This is a genomic window from Glutamicibacter protophormiae, from assembly GCF_014647495.1.
Taxonomy (GTDB): Bacteria; Actinomycetota; Actinomycetes; order Actinomycetales; family Micrococcaceae; genus Glutamicibacter; species Glutamicibacter protophormiae.
This window is the reverse complement of sequence record NZ_BMPH01000022.1, coordinates 1-24191: the sequence shown is the minus strand read 5'-3', so window position 1 is coordinate 24191 and position 24191 is coordinate 1. Positions and strand designations below refer to the sequence as shown.

The window sequence follows — 24191 nt, the reverse complement described above, 5'->3', positions numbered from 1 at the left end:
TTTTGGTGTCAAACGACCCTCGACAAGTACAAAGATGTTCGGCTTGGATTAACCCATGACGATTTTTGCGGTTTTTCTGCGCGGCGTGAACGTGGGCGGGGTCAAGGTCCTGATGAAGGATCTGGCCGGGCTGCTGGCCGAGGGCGGCTTCACCGAGGTGCGCACGCTGCTGGCCAGCGGCAACGTGGTCCTCGAATCCGAGCTGTCCGAGGCACAGTCGGTGCAGCGCCAGTGCAACCAGCTGCTGGAGGCGCACTACGGGCGGAGCATCCCCACCCTGGTCTACACCCGTGAGGAAATCCTCCAGCTGGCGCAGCCGTTTGTCCTGGAGCTGCCCGAGCCGGCGGCAGAGCACCACGGCTACCTCACGTTATGTGAATCCGCCCAAGATGCGGCGACGCTGTACGAGCTGGCCCGCGCACTGGAACCGAGGCCTGCGGTCGAGGTGCTGGGCAGGGCGCTGTGCTGGATCGCGCGCAAGGGGCAGAGCACTACCGATCCGCTGTCCAAGCTCACCGCCGCCCAGGCCCGCCAGCGGGTCATTACGACCCGAAACCACAACACCCTGGTGAAAATGGCGGCGATTATCCGATGAGCGCCCCGACAGGCAATAATTGAGCGTTGCGCTTTTCGCCGTCGAATCCCCAGTGAAAGTCCGTGAATGCTGACCCTTATCGAACTCGTTGGTATTTTCTTTTTCGCCGTCTCCGGATCCCTGATGGCGGCGCGGCGAGGTTTCGACATGCTCGGCTCGGCGTTCCTCGGCGGCGTCACCGGCCTGGGCGGCGGCGTGGTCCGCGACCTGATCCTGAACCAGTCGCCGGCAACCTTCGCGCACCCAGTGTATTTCCTGCCGCCGGTGCTGGCCGCCCTGTGCGTGTACGCCTTCACCCCTGCGGTGCAGAAGCTTCACCGTCTGGTGCAGATCTTCGATGCGGCGGGGCTGGGGCTGTTCTGCATGACCGGCACCATGAAGGCCCTGGAGCATGGCGTGAATCCGGTGACCGCGGTGCTGCTCGGCGTGATCACCGGCGTGGGCGGCGGCATGCTGCGCGACGTCATCTCGAACGTCACCCCGGATTTGTTCAACCCGCGGGACATCTACGCCATTCCGGCCATTCTCGGCGCCACCGCCACCGCGTTCGCCTGGCACTTCGACGTGCTGAACATTGCGGTCGGCACGGGCATCGCCGGGCTGACCTTCGCCCTGCGGCTGGCCTCGATCCGCTTCGGCTGGAGCATCCCGCTGGCGGCCGGGCACTGGCACCGCCAGCCGAACAGCCCGAACCACGGCGACGGTCCGCACCGGAATTTCTAGGCCGCAGGCCGCCGCAATCCTAGCTGATGCGTTCGAGCCGGCCGGCTTTCCCGGAACCTTCCACGCTGTCCTCGATGGTGCGTGAGGGGTTGATGACGATCGCGCCGATGAGCATCACGACCACGCAGATCCCCAGCATCGCGAAGGCCGGCCCCCACGATCCGGTGGACTTCTGCACCACGCCGAACAGCAGCGGAACAATGCCGGCGCCGGCGTATCCCAAGCCCTGGGCGAATCCCGAAAGCACGCCGGATCCATAGGTCGTGCGCGAGCGCAGGTTCATCATCAGCAAGGCGATGGCGAAGGTCCCCTGGCCCAGTCCGGCCAAGCAGACCCAGAGCATGGTGCCTTCGGTGGGCGAGAGGTAGATGCCCAAGTGCCCCGAGACCCAGCAGGCCGTGAAGATCAGCACGGCGATGATCGGGTTCTTCAGGCGCGGAACCCACAGCGGCACCAACAGGGAGACCGGCAGCCCGAGGATCGCGAACAGGGCCAGCATGTTGCCGGCTGACAGTTCGCTCAGGCCGCGGTCTTGCAGGTACGGGGGCAGCCAGGTGAAGTACACGTAGGTCTGCGCCGAGTTGCCGGCCAGGAAGATGGCCAGGCCCCACGCGACTTTGGACTTCCACGGATTGATCTTGGCGATGGGCCGGGGTGCTCCCCCTGCATGCACCGGCTGGTCCGGGCGGTCCACGTTGCGGTCGGCCACCAGCTGGATGATCCACGGCACCAGGACGATCATGGACAACAGCGCCCAGGAGCCGATGGAGATCTTCCAGTCGCTGGCATTGGCCAGCGGCACCGAGAACTGCGGGGCCATCCAGGTGCCGACGGCCAGCATCGTGACGTAGCCGCTGGTCACCAGCCCGATGCGGTCGGGGAAGTACTTCTTGACCAGCGGCGGGAGCACCACGTTGCCCATGCCGTATCCGGCCAGCGCGATAACCGACAGCGCCAGGAAGGAATAAACATCCGGCATGAAGACGCGGGCCAGCTGACCGGCCACGGCCAACGCGATCGCCGTGATCAGCGTCTTCTCCAGGCCGAAGGAGCGGATCAGGCGCGGTGTCAGCAGGCCGAAGCAGGCGAACACGATGGGTGCCAGGGTGGCAAGCAGGCCGATGGTGAATTCGGTGAACTCGATGTCTTTCTGGATCCGCGCCAGCAACGGCGGCACGGAGACAACTGCTGCGCGCAGGGACAGGGCCATCAGCAGAATGCCAAGAAGTGCCCCGATTCTTCCCTTGAATGAGGTTTTCGGGCTGGCATTCGACATCTATTGGTTCTCCGCAGACTACTGGTTGTTAGTTCCCAACTTTTTCAGTTGCGGAACCAACTCTAGTAAGTGAGACAGGTTACCTTCAAAATGGCGGGCGTACCAGGTGCCCGGAGTTCCGGAAAAGGCGTAAAGCCCCTCGCTGATCAGCATCACCAAATGGGCGATGTCCTTGTCGCCGATTTCCTCCATCAGCGCGGCAAGCCAGCGCTCGTTGATGCTCTCCATCTGCGCGGTGGCCGCTTCCACGCCCGAATGGGCGAGTCGGTGCAGGGCAATCAGCAACCGGTCCAGCTCGGTGTTCACCTCGGCGCTGGTCCGTATGAAGTAGGCTGCAGGCCCTTCTTCGGACTGGGCCATGTCCTTCAGGTCAATCAGTATCAGTTCTTCACTTAACTTAATAACCGCATCGGCCAAGGCCTCCTTCGAGGCGAAGTGATACAAGAGGCCGCCCTTGGACACCCCGGCCAGCGCCGCGGTGGCCTCCAGGGTTGCCGCGCGCTCGCCTTCTTCGCAGAGCAGTGAGATATATGCGTCCAGAACCTTGACTCGCGCTGCCGCTGGCCTTGCCATGGGACTCCGTTCGATCAGTTGCGGTGATGGATACAACCATACCCAAGGATTGTAACTATACCGTCCAGACGGTATAGTTACGATTTGTTCAGGCATTTCGAGCCCCGCAAACGATTCTCAGGATGATACCCATGAGCCCACTGCTCTCCGACCACACCTCAACGCTGTCCAAGCCGCGACGTTGGGCGGCGCTGGTAGCGCTCCTCTTCCCGGTGCTGCTGATCTCGGTTGACAACACCGTGCTCACCTTCGCCGTTCCTGCGATTTCCGAAGCGCTCTCCCCCAGCGGTGCGCAGCTGCTGTGGATCATCGACATCTACCCGCTGATCCTGGCCGGCCTGCTGGTGCCGTTCGGCTCGTTGGGCGACCGCATCGGGCGCCGCCGGCTGCTGCTGATCGGCGCCTCGGGTTTCGCCGTCGTCTCCGCGCTGGCCTCGTTCGCCACCGACGCGAGCCAGCTGATCGCCGCCCGCGCCCTGCTGGGCATCTTCGGCGCCATGCTGATGCCGGCCACCTTGTCGCTGATCCGCAACATCTTCACCGACGACACCGAGCGCCGTACGGCGATCGCCGTCTGGGCCTCCGCCTTCTCCGGAGGCTCGGTGCTCGGTCCGATTGTCGGCGGCGTGCTGCTGGAGCACTTCTGGTGGGGCTCGGTCTTCCTGATCGCCGTGCCAATGCTGCTGCCGCTGCTGATCGGCGGGCTGATCCTGGTGCCGGAATCCAAGGACCCGAACCCGGGACGCGTGGATCCGATCTCGATTCTTCTCATCGTGATGACCCTGCTGCCCTTCACCTACGCCATCAAGTCCTTCGCGAGCACCCCGTGGTACATCCCGCTGGGCGCGCTGGCCCTGGCAGTGGTGTGCGGCGTGACATTCGTGCGCCGCCAGCTGGGCACCGACAAGCCGATGATCGACGTCCGCCTGTTTAACAACGGCCGCTTCTCCGGCTCGCTGATCGTGAACCTCATCGGCGTGTTCTCGCTGGTCGGTTTCATCTACTTCGTCTCCCAGCATCTGCAGCTCATCGCCGGCTACAGCCCGATCGAGGCTGGACTGCTGATGACCCCCGGCCTGATCCTGACCATGGGCTTCGGTTTGCTCTCCGTGCCGCTTTCCAAGCGCTTCGGCTCTCCGAACATCATGATCCTGGGCCTGCTGTTCTCCGCCATCGCCTACACCATCGTGATCGTGGCGGGCAGCAATCCGAACGTCGTGCTGCTCATGGCAGCGTTCTGCGTGCTGGGCATCGGCATCGGCATGACCGAGACGCTGTCCAACGACATGGCGCTGGCCGCAGTGCCCGCTTCCAAGGCCGGTGCGGCCTCGGCCATTTCGGAGACCGCGTACGAGGTCGGCGCGGTTTTGGGCACCGCCGTGCTGGGCACCATCCTGAACACGGTCTACAGCTCGAACCTGCAGGTGCCGGGCAGTATTTCCTCCGATTCGGCAGCCCGGGCCGGCGAAACCCTCAGCGGCGCGCACCAAGTGGCTGCGACCTTGGATCCGGCGTCCGCGCAGGCCTTGATCGAGTCCGCCGCGCAGGCTTTCGACCACGGAGTGCTGTTCACCTCGGGCATCGCAGCGGTGCTCTCGCTCATCGCAGCGGTCATGGTCGTGAAAATCATCAAACCTGCCGTGAAGTGAAGCTTTTGAGACGATATCTCAAATTTTCGATAAATTGCTGCAAAGTTATTCAAAAGTCGACTTTGACCACGTAGGCTAGGCAGTGTAGTTCCAAAGTAATTCGCGAAGTACCCTTTAGAAGTTTGTGAATGTCGGACCATCCCTGGTTGGCGCGAACCCCTTCTAGACGTGAAGTGAATGACTTGGCTGCTTCGCAAGTTCACCTCGCGCAACCAGCGGGGAACTTGCGTGGATACAACCAAGCTCGCCGCATAAACCACGGCGAGAAACGTCTGAAAGGACCAAATAAGAATATGGCAACCGGAATCGTCAAGTGGTTCAACGCTGAAAAGGGCTTCGGCTTCATCGCTCCAGACAGCGGCGATCCAGACGTCTTCGCACACTTCACCGCAATCCAGACCCAGGGCTTCCGTACCCTGGACGAGGGCCAGAAGGTTGAGTTCGAAGTAGTTGAGGGTCCAAAGGGTCTGCAGGCTGCAGACATCCGCGCTCTCTAAAGAAGGTCTTTGGCACTAACGCCTGACTTCACCCGATGGGTGGCTATCCGCAATGGATAGCCACCCATCGGTTTTTCTGCGCCCCGCCGAGGAATAGACGCCGATGGCTCATGGTTATGCAGGAGGTGAAGCTATCGATTTTGGACCTAGCCCCGGTATCCCCCGGCGGCTCAATTGCAGACTCATTCAAATCATCCGTGAGGCTCGCGCAAACCGCGGAACGCCACGGATACGAACGCATCTGGTACGCCGAACACCACAACATGCCGAACATCGCCTCCAGTGCGACCGCCGTGCTGATCGGACACATCGCCCACCATACCGAGCGCATCCGCCTGGGATCGGGCGGCGTGATGCTCCCGAACCACTCCCCGCTGGTGATCGCAGAACAGTTCGGCACCCTGGCCACGATTTTCGGCGACCGCATCGACCTGGGCCTGGGGCGTGCCCCGGGCACCGACATGACGACCCTGCGCGCGCTGCGCCGCGATCCGTCGGCTGCGGATTCCTTCCCGCATGACGTCCTGGAACTGCAGGCGTACCTCGCCGGCAAGTCCCGGATCCCCTCGGTGCAAGCCATTCCCGGCGCCGGAACGAACGTCCCGCTGTACATCCTGGGCTCGTCGTTGTTCGGAGCGAAGCTGGCCGCCCAACTGGGTCTGCCGTATTCCTTCGCATCGCACTTCGCCCCGGCTGCCCTGCACCAGGCGGTGAAGCTGTACCGCGAGGAATTCACCCCCTCACAGCAGCTTTCCGAGCCGTACGTCATCGCAGGGGTCGGCGTGCTGGCCGCGCAGACCAGCGAACGGGCGCATGAACTGTTCAATGTCGCACGCCGCCACCGCGTGGCGAGCTTCCTGGGCCGCGGAGCGAACAAGGAGTTCACCGAGGCGGAAATCGACATGCTCATGGATACCCCGCAGGCCCAGCAAATCCTGGACATGATGCGGTATTCGGCGGTCGGCACCGGCGAACAGGTCACCGAGTATCTGGCGCATTTCGCGCAGACCGCGCAGGCCGACGAACTGATCACCGTGCACTACCCGAGTGACGAGCAGGCCCGCCTGGAATCGGTCATGATCACCGCCGACGCCGCGGAGCTGGTCAGCGCGCGCTGATCGAGACCCAGCGCCTCACCGCCAGGACCAGCAGCACCACTAGCGTCACTGTCAGCGCCCCTTCCGCGCCGATGTAGGCGTAGTGCCACAGCGATCCGCCCTCGAAGTTCCCGGACAGCACCGCATCGGTGCGGCGGGACAAGCCGGGGCGGATCGCTGCCGTCTTCAGCATCAGCACGAACCCGGCAACCCCGACGCCCCATTTCCAGGCCTTGTCGGTGCCGCGCTTGATGGTGCCGAGCAACAGGGCGATGAACAACAGGATTTCAACGATGTTCATGGCGAAGAAGACCAGGCGGCCGATGCCCAGCCCCAGCGGAATGGTGATTCCCGGTGCGGTGAATTTCAGCGGGGCCTCGATGAAGGAAATGCCGACGACAAGGCCCAGCCACAGCGCGGGAGCAAGGATGCGGGCGGCCGCGGCCCACAGGGCGGCGCGGGTCGGGGCGTGAAGGGTGGAAGGGCTCATGCCTTCTAGACTACGGGCGAATTGCCGTTCATCTTCCGCAGGTACAGCACCGACCACGTGCCCAACAGCAGGGCCGCCGCCGCGCCGGCAACGCAGAAGACCATGATGCTCGGCAGCTGCCCGAAGCGGCCCACGGCCCAGCCGAGCACGATCACCGGCAGCGCGCTGCCCAAGTAGGTCAGCAGGTAGATGCTGGAGACCGTCTGCGCATGGGCTGCGGGGGTGACCGCATCCACGCACCAGCCGAAGGCGGTGCGGAAGGCAATACCCTGCCCCAAGCCGAGGACCACCATTGCCACGACTCCGAACCAGAGCCGGCCCTGGGTTGCGCCGGCAAACAGGGCCAGCGTTCCGGCGGCCATCAGGAGCAGTCCCAGCGGCAGCAGGATCCTTCCGCCGCGCACCACGACCTGAGACAGCGCGGCGATGCCCAGCGGCAGCCCCGCAATCAGCCCGACGGCCCACAGGGAATGCAGGTCGAAAGCGCCGGCAAGGTACCCCGGCGCCAGGGAAAGCACGAAACCGAAGATCGCGAAGCTGAGGAAGCCGACAAGCGAAGCCAGCCAGAACTCGGTGCGGGCAGTGGACGGAATTCCCACGCGGCGCGGGGCCAAAGCGCGGCTCCGCTCGCCGCGGTTGGCCATGGCGATTGCCGGGCGGGCCTGCAGGGTGCCCAGCGGAACCAGCACCACCAGCAGAAGCACGGCTTGGACCAGGAACACCGTGGAGCGGCCGCCCGAAAGGCCGGCCAGCGTGCCGCCGATCAGCGGTCCGAAAGCCACGCCGCCGGAAGAAGCTAAGAGGGTGAAGCGCGAAGCCCATTCGGGTTTGCGCGGGAGCAGTTCGCGCAGGGCCGCGGCGCTGGCGCCGGTAGCCAGGGCTACTCCTGCGCCCTGCAGGCCGCGGCCGAGGCACAGCTGCCAGAGGTTCTCGGCCGCTCCGAAGACCAGCGTGCCGACCAGCGAGACCCCGACCGCCAGCACCAGTGCCGCGCGGCGTCCCACATGATCCGACCAATGGCCGATCACCAGCAGGAAAAACATCAGGGAGCAGACATAAGAGGCGAAGGCGATGGTGGTGCCCATCGCTCCAAGGTGCAGTTCCGCCTGCAGCTGGGGATACAGCGGCGTTGCCAAATTGGCGCCAACCAGCAGCGTGAAGCTGACCAGGACCGTGATTGCCAGTCGGGTGGTCGTGCCCGGGTTCCATGACATCACGCGCGGCGTGCTGTGCTGCATGCGCAGCTCACTGATGACGGACATGGGCGCTCCCGCGGAATTAGCTGTCGGCAGGGGAAAAATTTTTACCGGTGGGGCCACTCGCTGCCCCACCGGTTGTTTGAGCGTTCTGCTTGAGTTTGTCTACTGCAACAGATCGTTCACTCATAAATATCCAGTATCTGATCTCACTTAAGGTTTATTCTTGGTAGAATTTGAGCATTATGGTCAAATTTATGGCCTAAAGCGGTATCGGGAGTGAGCAAATGGTGCGGTTGGACGAAGTTGACCTGAGGATTCTTCTGGCCCTGATCAGGGATCCGCGCATCCAGGTCTCCGAGCTTGCCGATGAAGCCGGGGTCGCCCGCAACACCGCCCAGTCCCGCCTGCGCCGGCTGCAGCGCTCAGAGGTGCTACGCGAGGGCGGCCGCGATATCGACCTGGGTGTGCTGGGCTACGACGTGCTGGCCTTCGTCACCCTGGAGGTGAACCACCGGGAGCTGGACGCGGTCATCACCGCGCTGCGCCAGATTCCGAACGTGCTTGAAATCCACGAGACTTCCGGCCGCGGTGACGTCTGGGTCCGCCTGATCGCCACGGACACCCACCAGTTGCAGTCGGTGCTGCGCCAGATCTTGCGCATCAAGGGCGTGACCCGCTCGGAAACAACTTTCGCGCTGCACTCCCACCTGGCCTACCGCACCGCTCCGCTGCTGGAGCACTACGCCGAGCACGACCACTGAGCGAATCCACCCGCGACACGCAATTTCAAGTCTTTCGTTCAGGTCATAAGGGTTCTAGGCTGGAGCCAAGAGAAGTCACGAGGTATGTGCCCGACTTCCGGTAGATCCTCGTCCAATCGAAGGAGTACGCCATGAGCCGGGAATTTGAACCCACCGACTTCGCCCCCGAATACGGCAACGACATCTACGAGCCGGATGACGGCCGCGATTCGCAGGCCTACGAGGGATCCAGCGACATGCCCGAAACCATGCGCAACATCGATCCGCTGGCCCAGCGCCACTATCTCTACGACGACGACCTGGAAACCGAGGACGAGCTGGACAACGAGTTCATCCGGGACGGCCAGGACGACGACGGCGATTCCCAGGACGACGAGCGCAACGATGATGAGGACTAGCTCACTGACTAAGCAAAGGTTGGGCTGAAGGTCTTAGACTTTAGAAGTGATTAATCCAGTTCACTTGCGCACCCTGCTCGAGGTGGTTGCGCACCGTTCGTTCGCGACCGCCGCGGCGCGCCTAGGCTATACCGCCAGCGCCGTCTCCCAGCAGATGACCGCCTTGGAACGCAGCACGGGCACCACCCTGTTCGTCCGCGGCGCCCGTTCCATCACCCCGACCGCCGGTGCGCTGCGCATGGTGCGCCATGCAAAACGTGTACTCACGGACCTCGACGCCCTCATGGCGGACGTCGCGACCATCTCCACCGACTCGGCGGAGAACGAGGAAATCAAGCTCGGCATCTTCCCCTCGCTGGCCACCTTCGCGCTGCCGCAGATCCTGACCGCCGAGGACTGGCACTCGCTGGGCATCAACCTGCGCCTGTGGATCGGCGAACCCCAGCAGACCGTGGCCGGACTGGGTAACGGCGGGGACCTGGATTTGGCGCTCATTTTCCAAGTGGGGCCAGGCGGCCTGTCCTGGCCAGCCTCGCTGGAACGCACCTGGCTCGGCGACGACCAGTTCCGCGTAGTCATCCCCTCTTCGTGGCCGATTGCCGAGGACTCCCAGCTGACCGTCGACCAGCTGGCCGAATGGCCTTGGATCTTCCACCATCCCGGCACCTCGGACGCGACGCTGATCTCGCGCCTGTTCGCCTCCTACAACATCCATCCGCAGGTCTCGGCCTACTGCGACGACTTCAACGCCTCATTGAGCCTGGTGGCCTCCGGGCTGGGCGCGGCGCTGGTGCCCGACCTGGCCATGGCCAACGCCCCGGAAGGCATCCGCATCGTCGATGCCCCGGAGATCCGGCTGGCCCGCTCGATCTTCGCGCTGAAGCCGGAAAATTCGAAGAAGCCGAAGGCGGACCTGGTTTTGGACCGCCTCGCCCAGGTGCTCGCCCACTAGGCTTAAGCCAACAACACTCGTTCAACGACACAGCAGGGCAGGTACTTCGTGGCGCACGACAGCAATTCTCCGGCAGAGCCATTGGTCATCTCGACGGTCTACGGCGCATTGGGCCATCTGGAGCTCAACCGCCCCGCGAAGCTGAACGCCCTGAACCTCGACATGCTGCTGGAGCTGCATCGTGTGCTCAAGGCTTGGGCCGAGGACCCGAAGATCTCGACGGTGCTGCTCACCGGGCGCGGGACGCGCGGATTCTGCGCCGGCGGGGACATCGCCGACTTCCACACCGCGGTGACCGCAGGACGCCACCAGGACTTCATCAACCTGCTGTCCAACGAGTTCGACACCGACCAGCTCATCGCCTCCTACCCCAAGCCGCTGGTCACCCTGGCGCACGGCATCACCATGGGCGGCGGCATCGGCCTGGCCAGCCACGCGCCGGTACGCCTGGTGACCGCCGAGGCCCGCATGGGCATGCCGGAAGCCAAGATCGGCTACACCCCGGATGTGGGCGGCAGCCATCTGCTGGCCAACATGCCGGGGCACTTCGGCGAATACTTCGCCATGACCGCCGGCTCATTCACCGGCGCGGACGCCGTCTACCTGGGCTTCGCCGACGTCGTGGTCTCCGAGGACTTCGCCGAAGACATCCTGGACCACCTGGACGAGTTCATCGGGCTGAACGCCGGCGACATGGCGGCGGCGATCGAGGTGATGCACGGCGCTGCCGAGTCCCACCGGCTGGAGCTGGACCAGGGCTGGGTCGACCATGCGTTCAGCGCAGCCAGCCCCGGAGAAGTCATGCAGCGCCTGGAGCAGATGGTGCACCCGCATGCCCAGCAGGCTGCCGCGCTGATCATGCAGAACTCCCCCACCTCCGTCGCGGCGGCATTCCATGCCGTACGCGCGGCCCGAGCAGAGGACAACCTGCGCTCGGCGCTGGACCGCGAGCTGCGGCTGGCCGCGCACCTCATGCACCAGCCGGACCTGCCCGAAGGCATTCGCGCGCAGGTCATCGACAAGGACCGCAACCCCTCGTGGACCCCGGACACCCTGGAGGGCGTCAACCAGGACGCGCTGCTGGAGCTGATGGACCCGGCCGAGGCCTAGGGCTGCCACGGCTCGCGATGCTGGTCCACGGTCTGCTTCCCAGGCTGCCCCTCGGGACGCGTGACATCCTGGTGAACCGGATGCACCTTCTTGGAGTTGCGCGGCTCCACGCGCGGTGCGCTGACCGCGTCGGCCGGTTCCTCTTCCCGCCGCGGCGGTTCGATGCCCACCCCGCGCGGCACCCCGTAGGGTAACGGGGCGAATTCACCGAAGTGGTCCGGATCCGCTTCCTGCCAGTCTTGGGCCCAGGAAGCCGGAGGATTCTCCAGCAGTTCGCCGGGGCGAAGCCAATGGAACAGTTCCGCATAGGAACGGGTGGACTGCAGGTTCACGCGACGGCGCAGCATCCGCGTATTCAGCTGGTTCGGACTCGTCAATCCCATGGACGCCATCAGCTGGCCGGCTTCCGTGACGGTCAACCGGTGGTAATTGTAAACACGGTGTCCCTTGTCCTGAACGTCCAGCGCGCGCTCCAGCCGCTTGTTCTGGGTGGTCACGCCCACCGGGCAGTGGTTCGTGTGGCATTGCTGGGCCTGGATGCAACCGGTGGCCATCATCATCGAGCGGGCGGCGAAAGTGAAGTCGGCGCCTTGGATCAGCCGCTTGACGATATCCGAGCCGCTGGCCACCTTGCCGGCGGCCGCCAACCGGATCTCCTTGCGCAACCCGGTGCCCACCAGAATCGTGTGAACCAGCATCAACGCCTCCGTCAGCGGGGTGCCCACATGGTCCTCGTACTCGATCGGCGCCGCGCCGGTGCCGCCCTCAGCGCCGTCCACGGTAATGAAGTCGACCAGGATCCCGGTCTCCAGCATCGCCTTGCAGATCGCCATCAGGTCGGTGCGCGAGCCCACGCAGAACTTGATGCCCACCGGCTTGCCGCCGCTGAGCTCGCGCAGCAGGGCCACAAAGTCCAGCATCTCGCGAGGGGTGGAGAACTCCGGGTGGCTCGCCGGGGAGATGCAGTCCTGCCCCATCGGCACCTCGCGCGCTTCGGAGATCTCCTGGGTGATTTTCGCCGCCGGCAGCACGCCGCCCAGCCCGGGCTTGGCCCCTTGGGAGATCTTGATGGTGATGCCCTTGACTTCCTCCCGCGCGGCCTTGGCCCGGAAGGTCTCCGGAGCGAAGCGCCCCTCGGGCGTGCGGCACCCGAAGTATCCCGAGCCGATCTCCCAAAAGATGTCCGCCCCGCACTCCAAGTGGTACTTGGTCAGTCCGCCCTCGCCGGTCTCCTGGACGAATCCGCCCATGGCAGCGCCCTTGTTCATGGCCATGACCGCATGGGAGGACAGGGCGCCGAAGCTCATCGAGGAGACGTTCAGCAGCGAGATGTCATAGGGCCGGGTGCACTGGCTGGAGCCGATGCGCACCTTGTGCTGTTCGGCGGGCGGCGCCACCGGGGCCGTGGAGTGCACCAAGTACTCGTGCCCCACCCGGTTGACGTCCAGCTCGGTGCCGAAGGCCTTGTGGCTGTCCACTCCCTTGGCCCGGGCGTAGATCACCGAACGGGTATCTCGGTCGAAGGGCTTGCCGTCGGTGTTGCGCTCGATGAAGTACTGCTGGATCTCGGGCCGGATGAACTCAAACAGGTAGCGGGCGTGGCCGACGATCGGGAAATTGCGCAGGATCGCGTGGCGTTTCTGCACCAGGTCGTGGATGCCCAGGGCGACCAGCAAGCCGGTCAGTCCCACCAGGATCCACCAGACCCATTCCCCGGACGTTCCCGCGAGGATTGCCGTGATGACAAACCCCGTCACCAGCACCGCCAAAAACAAGAGGACTACTATGCGCATCATGAGGCGAGCCTAGCCCCTGGCGAGGCCGCTTGTCAGGGGTGCACGGCCAATCCGGGGGGCTGCGCCAAGCTAGTTGGAGGGTTCTATCCGGTCCGCTTCGCGCACCGCCATGCGGCTGAACAGCGAGTCCGGCCGGGCCAGCAGCTGCTCCGGGGTACCGGTTTCGGCCATCCGGCCCTCACGCAGCACCACGATCCGATCCGCCCCGCGCAGGATGGAGATCCGGTGGCTGATCATCAGCACCGCCATTCCCGCGGCACGCCGGGATTCGACCGCCGCGAGCACCAGCTGTTCGCTGGCCGCGTCCAGCGCACTGGTCGACTCGTCCAGGATCAGGACCTTCGGGCGCCGGATCAGCGCCCGGGCCAGCGCCAGGCGTTGGCGCTGGCCGCCGGAGAGCCTCGAGGAGCGGTCGCCCAGCCGGGTGTCCAGGCCCTGCTTCTGGCTTCCCAGCCAGGGTCCCAGGCCCAGTTCCTCCAGCACGGACACCAGCTCGGCGTCCTCGATGTGCTCCAGGCCCAGCAGCAGGTTCTCGCGCAGCGTGCCGCGCACCATGACCGCTTCCTGCGGCACCAGCAGCAGGTGCGAGCGCACCTCGCGCAGCGGGGCCTGCTCCAGCGGAACCTCGCCGAAGCGGCATTCGCCGGTGCTGGGCACCGCCCGGACCAGGGCCGAGGCCACGGTGGACTTGCCCGATCCGCTGTCTCCCACCAGCGCCACCAGTTCCCCGGGCGCAAGGTGCATCTCCAGGCCGCAGAGCACGGTGTCATCCCCGTAGGCCACTTCCAGTCCGCGGACGCTCAGCGTGCCGGTTTCGGGCAGCAGCCGCGGCGCGGCCGGCTCGGCGACCTGCGGCTGTCCCAGCGCCATGGCATGCAGCCGCTTGGCGCTGGCCAGCGAATCCTGCAGCCCCAGCACGAAGCCGTCCACCGCGCGCACCGCCTCGTAGGAGGGAACCGCGACCACCGTGAGCACCAGCAGCGCCCCCAGCTCCTGCTCCCGGCCGGCCACCGCCAGCAGCGCCAGCACGCTGCCCCAGATCACCGTCTGGGACAGCGCCGCGCGCAGGCCGGTCAGCCGCCCGGCACGCCGGGCGTCCCCCGCGGCGGGCTTGGCCGCGCCGTTGAAGCGCGCGAGCATCCGCGGACCGGCCTCGTAGCCGTGGACCACGTCGATGCCGTTGAGCAGTTCCGCCAGCTGCTGGTTCTGGATGCCGCGCACCCGGGCCTGCCCGGCGGCGGCCCGGCGCAACGTCGGGATGCCCAGGGCCGGGACCACCAGGCCGAGCAGCACGTAGCCGGCCAGCAGGATCAGCGCCGGCGCGGCCCCGAAGCTTGCCCAGGTCCACCAGGCGACAAAGCCGCTGACCACGACGGCGGACACGGCCGGCGGCAGGGTGTGCGCGAAGAACACCTCGACCCGGTCCACGTCGCGGGTGGCGATGGCCAGCAGGCCGCCGGAGTTCTTGGTGCGCGCGGAAAAGGGTGCCTGGTGCTCGGCGGCCGCATACAGCCGGTTGCGCAGCCGCGACAGCGACAGGAACGCGACCCTGTGCCCGACGTACTGCTCGCCGTAGCGCAGCGCCCCCTTGGCCAGGCCCAGCGCGAGGAGGCCCAGCACCAGCGCGGTCCAGGAGGCCCCGGCGCCGGGCTGCTGGATCCCGGCGGCCTTGGCCAGGCCCAGCGCCGCGACGAGGTAGAGGCCCAGCGAGGCGAAGCGGGTCAGGCAGGAGAGCAGGCTGGCCAGTGCCAGCGGCGGCAGCAGGTCGGAGGTGGCGCCGAGCAGCCAGCGCAGCGTTGCGGCGGTGCCGGGCTCCGGCTGGGCAGGGGCGGTTGGCTGGGGCCTCATCTACTGTTCCGTTCCGCTCTGGGCGGCGCGCAGCCCGCGGGCGCGCGCCTGAAAGTGTTCCATGGCCCGTTTCAGGTAGCCGTCCTCGCGCAGCAGGGCCTGCCGGTCGCCGGACTGGATGATCCGCCCGCCGTCCATGACGATGACCCGGTCGTAGTCGGCCAGCAGCCCCAGCCGGTGGGTGACGGTGATGGTGGTGATGGAGCGGTCCAGGCCGCGCAGGGTCGCCAGCACCTCGTCCTCGGTCTGCACGTCCAGCGCGCTGGTGGGCTCGTCGAGCAGCAGCAGCGGGCGGCGGGCCAGCAGCGCCCTGGCCAGCGCCAGGCGCTGCGCCTGGCCGCCGGAGAGCCGCGCCCCGGATTCGCCGAGTTTTTCATCCAGCCTGCGCGTGGCTTCGTCGCCCAGCCAGCCGCCCAGCCCTGCCTGCTCCAGCGCCTGGACCATCTGGGTGTTGGTGGCCAGCGGCGCGGCAAGCTGCAGGTTCTCGCGCAGCGTCAGGGCGAACAGCGTGGCCTGCTGCTCCACCACGGCGGCGTTGTGCTTCAGCGTGGCCGGCCCCATGCCGTGGCGGCCGTCGTGGATGATGCCCGTATCCGGTTCCAGCTGGCCCTGCAGCACCCGCAGCAGCGTGGTCTTGCCGCTGCCCGATGGGCCGATCACCGCGGTGCGGGATCCCGCCGGGAACACCGCGCTGATGCCGCGCAGCGCCCGGTGCTCGCCGTCGTAGCTGGCGCCGACGTTCTCCATGACCAGGTCACCGGCGCGCAGGTCGATGTCCAGCGGCCGGGCGACGGACTGGTGCACCGGGAGGTCCTCGATTTCGGCGATCTTCTTCTCCGCGCTGCGCCCGGTCATGCCGATGTAGAAGAAGCTGCCCACGTAGTTCACCGGCGCGAGCATCAGGAAGCTGAGGATGACCAGTGCTGCGGCTTCCCCGGTGGTGAACACCCCGCTGCTCGAACGCCACCAGGCCAGGATCGAGGCGGTGGACAGCAGCAGGATCGCGAAGCTGGAGTCGATGACCAGCAGCACAAGCTGGTTGCGGGCCAGCAGCTTCATGACCTGCCGGCGCACCCGCTCGGAGGCCCTGGCCACCCGCCGGCCCATCCAGTCGCCGGCGCCGTTGAGCTTGAGCATGCCCAGCGAGCGCAGCGCGTCGAGGAAGGTCGCGGTCAGGATCCCCTGCGCCCGGCGGTACTCGCCGGAGGAGGCGCTGAACAGCCGCTGGAATCCGAGCACGATCAGCGGGACCAGCGCGGTGGGCAGCAGCATCAGCCCCGCGGCCAGCGGGTCGATGAACAAGGCGATGAAGACCAGCACCAGCACCGGGGTGGACACCGCGGCGATCGCCGGGCCCATGAAGGCGGTGCGATACTTGACCGAGCGGTCCACCGAATCCATGGCGGCCTGCACCAGTTCCCCTTCGCCGGCGCGGCGCACTGCCAGCGGGCCGATGGCCAGGTAGTGCTGCAGCAGCCGGGTGCGGTGGTGCTCGGTCAGCTCCTGGCCCGCGTGCGCGGCGAGCACCGGGACCAGCCAGGCGCACAGGGCGACGGTGAGCAGCTCTCCGCCGGCCGCGAGGTACCAGCCGGGATCCGGCATGCCTCCGGCGGCGATGGCATCGATTGCGCGGCCGATGAGGACCGCCAGGCCCGCGGTGCCGGCCGCGCCGAGCAGGCTGAGCGCGACCACCAGTGCCGTGGACGCCGAAAAAAGACCAAAGACCCTATGCACAGCTCCAATCCTAGGTCAGCGCCCGCTGCGGGGCCGGGATGTCACAGATTGCCCGCAGGGTTTCGCATCAGTCAGACTTGAACGCATGATGAGTCCTGCACCTGCCTCCCGACCGAATTCGGTGACCCTTCGCTTCCTGGCGGCCCCGATGGATGTCGGCGTGGCCGGCACGGTCTCCGCCGGCACCGTGCTGGAATGGGTCGACAAGGCCGCCTACGCCGCGGCCGTCGGCTGGTCGACAAGCTATTGCGTCACCGCCTACGTGGGGAATATCCGTTTCGAGGATCCCATCAGCTCCGGCGACCTGGTGGAGGTGACCGCCTCGGTGGTCTACACCGGCAGCACCTCCATGCACATCCGCACCGAGGTGTCGTTCTCGGACCCGCGCGAGCTGCGCCCCACCATGTCGACCACCTGCCTGGTGATCTTCGTGGCGGTGGACGAGAACGGCAAGCCCACCGCGGTGCCGAACTACGTCCCGGAGTCCCTCCGCGAGATCGAGCTGCGCAACAACGCGCTGGCGCGCATCGAGATCCGCAACCAGATCGTCGCATCCATGAAGGACCAGGTCTATTCGAACGCCGGCACCGCCGAGCGGGTGGTGCTGCGCTTCATGGCGGCGCCGACCGACGTGAACTGGGGCGGCAAGGTCCACGGCGGCATCGTCATGAAGTGGATCGACGAGGCCGCGGCCCTGTGCGCCTCGCGCTATTGCGGGCAGGATACCGTCGCGGTGTTCTCCGGCGGCATCCGCTTCTACCGCCCGCTGTTCATCGGGGACCTGGTGGAGGTCGAGGCCCGCCTGGTCTACACCGGCACCAAGGGCATGCACATCGCGGTGCACGCGCGCTCCGGCAACCCGAAGACCCGCGAAATGAACCTGACCACCTACTGCCTGACCATCATGGTCACCCGCGACGAGACCGGCACCGCAGTGCCGGTCAAGCCCTGGGTTCCGGTCAGCGAGGAAGACCACCGGCTGCACGACCATGCGTTGGAGCTGCTGACCATCCGCGCCAACGCCCCCGGCGGCTACACCCCGACGCACCTGGTGCATGAACCGGATTCGACCGCCACTGCCGGGGAGTCCGCCAAATGAGCGCAGCACCCTTCGTCAAGGTCTGCGGCCTGTCCACCGCACAGGATGTCGACATCGCCGTGGCCCACGGCGCCGACGCCCTGGGCTTCGTGCTGACCTCCAGTCCGCGCGAGGTCTCGCCCGCGCGGGCGGCCGAACTGGTATCCGCCGTGCCCGGCTCGGTGGCCACCGTGGCGGTATTCCGCTCAGAGGACGCCGCCACCGCGATCCGGCTCTCCCGCGAGGCCTCGGTCGGCTGGATCCAGCTGCACGGCCGGCGCACCCCGGCGGAGATCGCCGCGGTCAAGGCGGCTGGGTTCCATGCGATCCGTGCCGTGCGCATGGACGCCGAACCCGCGGAATTCGAGGACTGGGGCGAGGACTTCCTGCTCATCGACGCGGCTGTTCCCGGCAGCGGCGAAAGCTGGGACTACGCGGCGGTGCGCGAGCTGGCGGCGGGGCGGCGCTGGCTGGTGGCCGGCGGGCTGGATGCGGGCAATGTCGCCGCGGCGCTGGCGAAATCGCAGGCGTCCGGCGCGGATGTCTCCTCCGGGGTGGAATCCTCGCGCGGAGTCAAGGACCCGCAGCTGATCTCCGCGTTCCTCGACGCCGCGAAGGCCGCCGGCTAGCCCAGCCAGTTGTGCGGCGCGGGCTTGCGGGAGCCCGGCAGCGCGCCGTGTTCGCGCCAGTCGTGCAGCCACTGCGGGACCACCCGGTCCTCGGGTACGTCAAGCCCCACCGCCTGCATGATCTCCTCGTTGGAGACCGCGCCCTTCTTCGAGGTCATGCGGGTGGCGATGTAGGCGCGGGCGTAGATTTCGCCGTCGACCACGATGCGCTGCTCGAAGTAGATGCATTTCTCGTCCAGCCCCAGAAGCCGGGTTTCCTGGGAGAACTTCTTGCCCAGCTCGACGGATTTGCGGAAGGTGATGGTTTCGCACTGCACCACCGGCGTCCATTTGTTCTTGCGCAGGATGTCCCAGACTCCCGAGCGGAACATCAAATCGAAACGGCCCAAATCGAAGATCGAGAAGTACATGCCGTTGTTGATGTGGCCGGCGAAGTCGATGTCGGTCAGCGTGGCCCGCATGCGCACCGAGCCGGTGTCGAACATCGACAGCTTCGGCGCCTTCTTGCTCTGCAGGAATACCATCAGGATGCGAAAAATCATGTGCATGCCATCACATTACCGTCCAGTAACTTATTTTCCTAGTCATATCCGACGACTGCAACCTTTGTCCTAGTCCTGCCGGCGCATGCGAATTCCCGCACCCTGACGGTACAGTCGAAACAGACTTTCGACTGCCGGCATTGTCCAAGGAGCTGCCATGCGCCGACTAACCGACTATGTCCACCGGCGACTTCCCTCGCTCCCGCCGGCGGATTGGGAACGGCCCGCCCCGAGCCCTGCGGGACTTCGGCGCGACATCGTCGCCGCCCTGGGCCTGCTGGCCTTTGCCATCTTCCTCCAGGAACTGAGCCTGTCGCTGAGCGAGCTCGACAAGGCGCCGACGCGTGGCGAATCCCTGGCCGTGCTCTCGGCGATGATCCTGCCGCTGATGTTCCGCCGGCGCTGGCCGATCTCCATGATGCTTCTCGGCTCGGCGGCATTCATGATCAGCGGAACTTCCGAGGCCTACATGGCCACCATGCAGATCTGCGCGCAGCTGGCCTACTTCCTGGGCCTGTACACCGCTGTCACCTGGTCACGGAACCGCCGCGCGCTGTGGAGCATCCTGAGCATCGTGCTGCTGGCCATGGCCCTGTGGATCATCATCGACCTGTTCACCTCGGACCTGATGAAATCCATGGATCTGAAGATAGTGGACCACCCCGCGGGTGACATCCCGCAGGACATCGCCTTCCCGCTGTACACCTTCCTGATCAACCTGCTGTTCTTCGGCGGCTCCATCTTCCTCGGGCTGGTCAGCTGGTCCAACGCCTACGCCAACCAGCTGGTCATGTCCCAGGCGCAGCGCATCGCCGACCAGGCACAGCAGCTGGCGGACCGCGCAGTGAACGAAGAACGCCTGCGCATCGCCCGCGAGCTGCATGACGTGATTGCCCACCACATCGCCTCGGTCGGGGTGCAGGCCGCCGCCGCGCGCATGGTCCAGCCGCGCGCGCCGGAGAAAGCCGCCGAACTCATGAAGGGCGTCGAGGAATCGGCCCGCAGCGCCGTGGGCGAAACGCGTGCCCTGCTTGGCGTGCTGCGCGAAGGCAACGGCGACCTCCTGCCGGATTCCGGAAACGGCGATTCGCGCCGGCCCGAACCCTCGATGAAGCAGCTGCCGGCGCTGCTGGCCGAAAACCGTGCGCAGGGGCTGTCCGTCGAGCTCTCCCGCGCCGAGCACACCCCGGACTACCTGGACTCGTTGCCCGCCGGCGTCTCCCTGGCCCTCTACCGGATCTGCGGCGAGGCCCTGGCCAATGTCCGCCGCCACTCCACCGCGCGCCGCGCCACCCTGAGTCTGCGCTCGGGCGTCGACGAACAGGGTCCCTGGATCGAAGCCGAGGTGACCGACGAGGGAACCGCGCGGCCGGACAGCTCGGGCAGCGGCTTCGGCCTGCGGGGAATCCGCGAACGCGCGAACCTGCACCACGGGCTGGTGGAAATCGGCCCGCGCATCCCCCGCGGATGGCGTACCAGGGCACGGCTGCGGGTGCTGGCCGGCGCGGAAACTAGACTGGTCCCATGAGCAAGATTTCCGTCGTGATCTGCGACGACCAGTCCCTGATCGTGTCCTCGCTGAAGCTGATCCTGGAAACCGACCCGCAGATCGAGGTGGTGGGCACCGCAGAGAACGGCCAGCTGGGCGTGCAGCTGGTCACCGAGCTGAACCCGACCGTGGTCCTGATGGACATCCAGATGCCGCAGCTGGACGGCATCGCCGCCACCTCCCGGATCATCCGGAACACCGGGTCCAAGGTCGTCGTGCTGACCACCTTCAACCGCGACGACTATCTCTTCGACGCGCTGGACGCCGGGGCCAGCGGATTCCTGTTGAAGAACACCGATCCCGAGACGCTGATCACCGCGGTGCACCAGGTCGCCGCGGGCCACGGCCTGCTCTCCCCCGAGGTCACGCTCAAGCTCATCCGCCGACGCAGCCTTCCGGCCGACGCAGCGCCCGGCGGGGAGGCGAAGGACCTGCTCTCCGCCCTGACCGAGCGCGAGCTGCAGGTGCTCACCGAGCTGGCCAAAGGCAAGAACAACCAGGAGATCGCCGCGGCGCTCTCGCTGTCCGAGGCAACGGTGAAGACCCACCTGTCGAACCTGCTGGCCAAGCTCCATCTGCGGGACCGCGTCCAGGGTGTGCTCTTCGCCCACCGCCTCGGTCTCATCCAATAGTTTCAGCCTGCAGAGCGAGTCCTGCAGCCGCCTGGATTCCTAAGCTGGGAGGCAGGCAAGGCTGGATCGGCGTAAGGAAATCCCATGCTTGAGGTACACAACGTGTCGCGCTCCTTCGCGGAGCGGCTCGTGTTGGACGACGTCAACTTCACCGTGCCGCGCGGCGCGCTGACCGGGTTCGTCGGCGCCAACGGGGCCGGAAAGACCACCACGATGCGCATCATCATGGGCCTGCTGCAGGCCAGCTCGGGCGCCGTGAGCCTGGACGGGAAGCCGCTGGAGTCCGGCACCCGCCCCCACTTCGGCTACATGCCCGAGGAGCGCGGCCTGTACCCGAAGCAGCCGATCATCGACCAGCTGGTGTACCTCGGCCAGCTGCATTCGCTCTCCCGGTCCGACGCACGCCGCCGCGCCATGGAGCTGCTGGCCCGCTTCGGGCTGGACGACCGCGCCAAGTCCAAGCTCGAATCCCTCTCGCTGGGCAACCAGCAGCGCGTCCAGGTCGCCGCGGCGCTGCTGCACGAACCGGCGGTGCTGATCCTCGACGAGCCCTTCAGCGGCCTGGATCCCCTCGCTGTGGACGCCATGAGCTCCATCCTGCGCGACTACGCCTCCCGCGGCGTCCCGGTGCTGTTCTCATCCCACCAGCTGGACCTGCTCGACGTGCTGGTCGACCACCTGGTCATCATCCAGGACGGCCGCATCCTGGCCAACGCCTCCGCCGAGACGCTGCGCTCCTCGCAGGCCACCCGCCACAAGCTCTCGCTCGGCGCGGACGCCGGATGGCTGCGCGAGGAACCCGGGGTCGAGGTCATCGACATCTCCGGCTCCCGGGCGCTGGTGAACTTCCAGACCGAGTCGGACTCCCAGCGCGTGCTGCGCGAGGCCCTGTCGCTGGGCACCGTCACCGAGTTCGCAATCCACCGCCCTGCCCTGGCCGACATCTACCGGGAGATCATCAAATGAACGCCGCCACCGCCCCCTGGTTGATCGTCGCCCTGCGCGAAGTCGAGACGAAGCTCAAGGACAAGGCCTTCGTCCTTTCCACCCTCGGCACCCTGGCGCTGATCATCGGCGCCGTCGCGGTCAACGGCTTCCTGGGCGGCAAGTCCGCGGACTATTCCGTGGCCGCCGCCGACCCGCTGAGCTACCAGGTGCTCACCGAAGCCCAGGACCAGCGCCCGGAGAACATGAACCTGGCCATCTCCCAGCTCAACCCGGAGCAGGCCCGCGCCCAGCTGGCGTCGCAGGACATCGACGCGATGCTGTCGTCCTCCGCCGACCAGCGCACCATGACGCTCACCGGCTTCGACGAGGTCGATGCCCCGCTTGAACGAGTGGTCTCCGCCGCGATGCGCACGGTGCTCACCGACCAGCTGCTGTCCGCCCGGGGATTGGACGCCTCCGCGCTGCCGACCGCGGACGACCTGCACACCGCGCAGCTGCAGGGAGATTCCGAACGCGGCTCGATGATCCGCGCGATGGCCTTCATCTTCTCTTTCCTCTTCTACATGGCCGCGCTGATCTTCGGCATGCCGATCGCCAACTCGGTCATCGAGGAGAAGCAGAACCGCGTGGTCGAGATCCTGGCCAGCACCGTCAGCCTGCGCCAGCTGCTGGCCGGCAAGATCATCGGCAACGTCATCCTGGCCATGGTCCAGCTGCTCCTGTTCCTCGGCGTCGGCTTGCTGGCCGCCTACCTGGCGCCGGGAGAAATCCCGTTCCTCGGTGTGGTCTCCACCGTGGCCGGATGGTTCGTCGTCTTCTTCCTCGGCGGGTTCCTGCTGCTGGCGGGCATCTGGGCAGCGCTGGGCGCCTTGGCCACCCGCACCGAGGACCTGCAGCAGTCCAGCGGCCCCGTCATCGGCGCGCTGGTGGCGGTGATGTTCATCGGCATCTATGCCAAGGGCGGTTTCCTGGTCCTCGCTTCGTATATCCCGATCGTCTCCTCGGTGGCGATGCCTATCCGCATGTTGTCCGGGAACGTGGCGCTGTGGGAGCCGCTGCTGTCGCTGGCCGTGCTGTTGGCCGCCTGCTGGGCTGTGCTGCTCTTCTCCGAACGCATCTACCGCCGCGCGGTGATGCACACCGGCGGGGCGCTGACCCTGCGCAAGGCCTTGAAGCTGGAGCTATAGCGCCGACTGCCGGAAAACCGCACGTCACGGATCAGCCGGCGCACAGGCTGGGTCGCTAAAATCATTGGGGTGCGAGAAGAGAAACCCCTTGTGAACTTGTCCGCCCGGCTGATTGTGGTTTGGCTGGTGGCCCTGAGCGGCATCATCGGCTCGACCATCCTGGCCACCGCGCACTACGTCTTCGACACCAGCGTGCTGTCGGTCATCGCCCTGTGGACCATCCGGGTTCTCGTGTTGGCCAGCTTCTGGCTGCTGTCGTTGCCGCGGGACACGAAGATCTTCGGGATCGGGCTGGTGCTGCTGTCCCTGGTTCTCGACGTGCTGCTCAAGCTGCCCGTGCTAGGTTCGGTGCAATACGCCGACTGGTTCCTTGTCTCGGCGCTCGACCTGACCGGCGCCTACGCAGGCTACTTCATCGCCTGGGGCCTGCTGCTGCCGGTGCTGAGCATGACCGGCTGGTTCATCCTGCGCCAGCGCCGGCTGGCAGGCTGGCTGGTCGGGCTGGCCTCCACCGTGGGCATGGGCTTCGCGGTGCAGGCCGTCGCCCGGTCCACCGAGGGAACTTTCACGCTCTTCGTTGTGGTCACCGTCGCCCGCTACATCGTGCCCGCAGCGCTGGCTGCTTTGGCCGACTTCGCGGTTGCCCGGTTCTCCGCCAGAAAATCCGCCTCGGCCTAGTCGTACGTTGCCTGTCGTGGCCAGGAGCGGTTTTGCCGTGGGCCGCACGGTTACCCACACCCCGCAACCAACCACCCCCACCCCCAGCCTCATCGACCTACACTCTGCCCCAACTTTCTAACCACACCCCTAGCACGCAGGACGCTTTCCAGTCAAAATACTTCTTCACAACCCCGCAACAACAGCATATAATGAAAGTATGTTCGACTCATACGAAGTAGAGCAAGACTATTTCGAAGTCACCCCCTGG

Annotated in this window: 24 protein-coding genes; 16 read left to right on the top strand and 8 right to left on the bottom strand. The window is 66.2% G+C overall.

Translation table 11 applies throughout. From position 1 onward, the window contains the following. The first annotated feature begins 55 nt into the window (after positions 1 to 55). Both IEY43_RS17525 and IEY43_RS17520 read left to right on the top strand, forming a co-directional pair. Positions 56 to 595, top strand: coding sequence for a DUF1697 domain-containing protein (locus IEY43_RS17525; RefSeq protein WP_188950250.1), 540 nt, complete (start codon positions 56 to 58; stop codon positions 593 to 595). 66 nt (positions 596 to 661) lie between these two features. Continuing rightward, entirely contained in the window at positions 662 to 1318 is a 657-nt protein-coding gene (locus IEY43_RS17520; RefSeq protein WP_188950248.1) for a trimeric intracellular cation channel family protein, read from the top strand. A gap of 19 nt (positions 1319 to 1337) precedes the next feature. Here the strand turns inward: IEY43_RS17520 and IEY43_RS17515 are convergent, their stop codons facing one another. Together IEY43_RS17515 and IEY43_RS17510 are read right to left on the bottom strand one after the other, a co-directional pair. After that, a complete protein-coding gene (locus tag IEY43_RS17515; RefSeq protein ID WP_188950246.1) occupies positions 1338 to 2594 on the bottom strand; it encodes an MFS transporter in 1257 nt (418 codons plus the stop codon). 18 nt (positions 2595 to 2612) lie between these two features. Further along, the gene (locus IEY43_RS17510; RefSeq protein ID WP_188950244.1) at positions 2613 to 3167 is read right to left on the bottom strand and encodes a TetR/AcrR family transcriptional regulator; all 555 of its coding nucleotides are present in this window, start codon (positions 3165 to 3167) and stop codon (positions 2613 to 2615) included. A 131-nt stretch (positions 3168 to 3298) separates the two neighbouring features. Here IEY43_RS17510 and IEY43_RS17505 point away from each other — a divergent pair, with 131 nt between their 5' ends. From IEY43_RS17505 to IEY43_RS17495, 3 genes are all read left to right on the top strand, one after another. Continuing rightward, on the top strand, positions 3299 to 4816 hold the full coding sequence (locus IEY43_RS17505) for an MFS transporter (protein WP_188950242.1): 1518 nt from the start codon (positions 3299 to 3301) through the stop codon (positions 4814 to 4816). A 293-nt stretch (positions 4817 to 5109) separates the two neighbouring features. Further along, positions 5110 to 5313 carry a cold-shock protein gene (locus IEY43_RS17500; protein ID WP_028268826.1) on the top strand — a complete coding sequence of 68 codons (204 nt, stop codon included), beginning with the start codon at positions 5110 to 5112 and terminating at the stop codon, positions 5311 to 5313. 116 nt (positions 5314 to 5429) lie between these two features. After that, on the top strand, positions 5430 to 6431 hold the full coding sequence (locus tag IEY43_RS17495) for an LLM class flavin-dependent oxidoreductase (RefSeq protein WP_188950240.1): 1002 nt from the start codon (positions 5430 to 5432) through the stop codon (positions 6429 to 6431). On the opposite strand, the gene IEY43_RS17490 is transcribed toward IEY43_RS17495, so the two are convergent. Beyond that, positions 6418 to 6900: a hypothetical protein gene (locus IEY43_RS17490; RefSeq protein ID WP_188950238.1), complete on the bottom strand. Its 483-nt coding sequence runs from the start codon at positions 6898 to 6900 to the stop codon at positions 6418 to 6420. The two genes, IEY43_RS17495 and IEY43_RS17490, sit on opposite strands and share 14 nt — an antisense overlap. A 5-nt stretch (positions 6901 to 6905) precedes the next feature. Then, complete coding sequence (locus tag IEY43_RS17485; protein WP_188950236.1) at positions 6906 to 8162, bottom strand: MFS transporter; 1257 nt, start codon at positions 8160 to 8162, stop codon at positions 6906 to 6908. Between the two features lie 221 nt (positions 8163 to 8383). Between IEY43_RS17485 and IEY43_RS17480 the strand changes: the two genes are divergently transcribed. The 4 genes from IEY43_RS17480 to IEY43_RS17465 all read left to right on the top strand — a co-directional run bounded on the left by IEY43_RS17480 (position 8384) and on the right by IEY43_RS17465 (position 11320). Then, positions 8384 to 8860 (top strand): Lrp/AsnC family transcriptional regulator, encoded by a 477-nt coding sequence (locus IEY43_RS17480; protein ID WP_188950234.1) that lies wholly within the window; start codon positions 8384 to 8386, stop codon positions 8858 to 8860. Between the two features lie 131 nt (positions 8861 to 8991). After that, positions 8992 to 9258: a hypothetical protein gene (locus IEY43_RS17475; RefSeq protein ID WP_188950231.1), complete on the top strand. Its 267-nt coding sequence runs from the start codon at positions 8992 to 8994 to the stop codon at positions 9256 to 9258. Positions 9259 to 9304: 46 nt separating this feature from the next. Continuing rightward, entirely contained in the window at positions 9305 to 10210 is a 906-nt protein-coding gene (locus tag IEY43_RS17470) for a LysR family transcriptional regulator (protein ID WP_188950230.1), read from the top strand. Between the two features lie 48 nt (positions 10211 to 10258). Continuing rightward, positions 10259 to 11320 carry an enoyl-CoA hydratase/isomerase family protein gene (locus IEY43_RS17465; RefSeq protein WP_188950228.1) on the top strand — a complete coding sequence of 354 codons (1062 nt, stop codon included), beginning with the start codon at positions 10259 to 10261 and terminating at the stop codon, positions 11318 to 11320. Here the strand turns inward: IEY43_RS17465 and IEY43_RS17460 are convergent. From IEY43_RS17460 to IEY43_RS17450, 3 genes are all read right to left on the bottom strand, one after another. Continuing rightward, positions 11317 to 13116 carry an FMN-binding glutamate synthase family protein gene (locus IEY43_RS17460; RefSeq protein ID WP_188950226.1) on the bottom strand — a complete coding sequence of 600 codons (1800 nt, stop codon included), beginning with the start codon at positions 13114 to 13116 and terminating at the stop codon, positions 11317 to 11319. The two genes, IEY43_RS17465 and IEY43_RS17460, sit on opposite strands and share 4 nt — an antisense overlap. 69 nt (positions 13117 to 13185) lie before the next feature. Then, the gene (locus tag IEY43_RS17455; protein WP_188950224.1) at positions 13186 to 14964 is read right to left on the bottom strand and encodes an amino acid ABC transporter ATP-binding/permease protein; all 1779 of its coding nucleotides are present in this window, start codon (positions 14962 to 14964) and stop codon (positions 13186 to 13188) included. Next, positions 14965 to 16698, bottom strand: coding sequence for an ABC transporter ATP-binding protein/permease (locus IEY43_RS17450; RefSeq protein WP_188950222.1), 1734 nt, complete (start codon positions 16696 to 16698; stop codon positions 14965 to 14967). An 85-nt stretch (positions 16699 to 16783) separates the two neighbouring features. Between IEY43_RS17450 and IEY43_RS17445 the strand changes: the two genes are divergently transcribed. Beyond that, positions 16784 to 17797, top strand: coding sequence for an acyl-CoA thioesterase (locus IEY43_RS17445; protein ID WP_374189875.1), 1014 nt, complete (start codon positions 16784 to 16786; stop codon positions 17795 to 17797). Further along, positions 17794 to 18405, top strand: coding sequence for a phosphoribosylanthranilate isomerase (locus IEY43_RS17440; RefSeq protein WP_188950220.1), 612 nt, complete (start codon positions 17794 to 17796; stop codon positions 18403 to 18405). Before IEY43_RS17445 ends, IEY43_RS17440 begins: the two co-directional genes overlap by 4 nt. Here the strand turns inward: IEY43_RS17440 and IEY43_RS17435 are convergent. Then, positions 18402 to 18953, bottom strand: coding sequence for an acyl-CoA thioesterase (locus tag IEY43_RS17435; RefSeq protein ID WP_188950218.1), 552 nt, complete (start codon positions 18951 to 18953; stop codon positions 18402 to 18404). The two genes, IEY43_RS17440 and IEY43_RS17435, sit on opposite strands and share 4 nt — an antisense overlap. 151 nt (positions 18954 to 19104) lie before the next feature. On the opposite strand from IEY43_RS17435, the gene IEY43_RS17430 reads away from it, so the two are divergent. From IEY43_RS17430 to IEY43_RS17410, 5 genes are all read left to right on the top strand, one after another. Beyond that, positions 19105 to 20475, top strand: coding sequence for a sensor histidine kinase (locus IEY43_RS17430; protein ID WP_188950215.1), 1371 nt, complete (start codon positions 19105 to 19107; stop codon positions 20473 to 20475). Next, positions 20472 to 21128 (top strand): response regulator, encoded by a 657-nt coding sequence (locus IEY43_RS17425; RefSeq protein WP_188950214.1) that lies wholly within the window; start codon positions 20472 to 20474, stop codon positions 21126 to 21128. The genes IEY43_RS17430 and IEY43_RS17425 overlap by 4 nt, the downstream gene beginning before the upstream one ends. An 84-nt stretch (positions 21129 to 21212) precedes the next feature. Beyond that, the gene (locus IEY43_RS17420) at positions 21213 to 22094 is read left to right on the top strand and encodes an ABC transporter ATP-binding protein (RefSeq protein WP_188950212.1); all 882 of its coding nucleotides are present in this window, start codon (positions 21213 to 21215) and stop codon (positions 22092 to 22094) included. Then, on the top strand, positions 22091 to 23263 hold the full coding sequence (locus IEY43_RS17415; RefSeq protein WP_188950210.1) for an ABC transporter permease: 1173 nt from the start codon (positions 22091 to 22093) through the stop codon (positions 23261 to 23263). The genes IEY43_RS17420 and IEY43_RS17415 overlap by 4 nt, the downstream gene beginning before the upstream one ends. Positions 23264 to 23332: 69 nt before the next feature. After that, positions 23333 to 23941 carry a hypothetical protein gene (locus IEY43_RS17410; protein WP_188950208.1) on the top strand — a complete coding sequence of 203 codons (609 nt, stop codon included), beginning with the start codon at positions 23333 to 23335 and terminating at the stop codon, positions 23939 to 23941. Positions 23942 to 24191 lie beyond the last annotated feature (250 nt).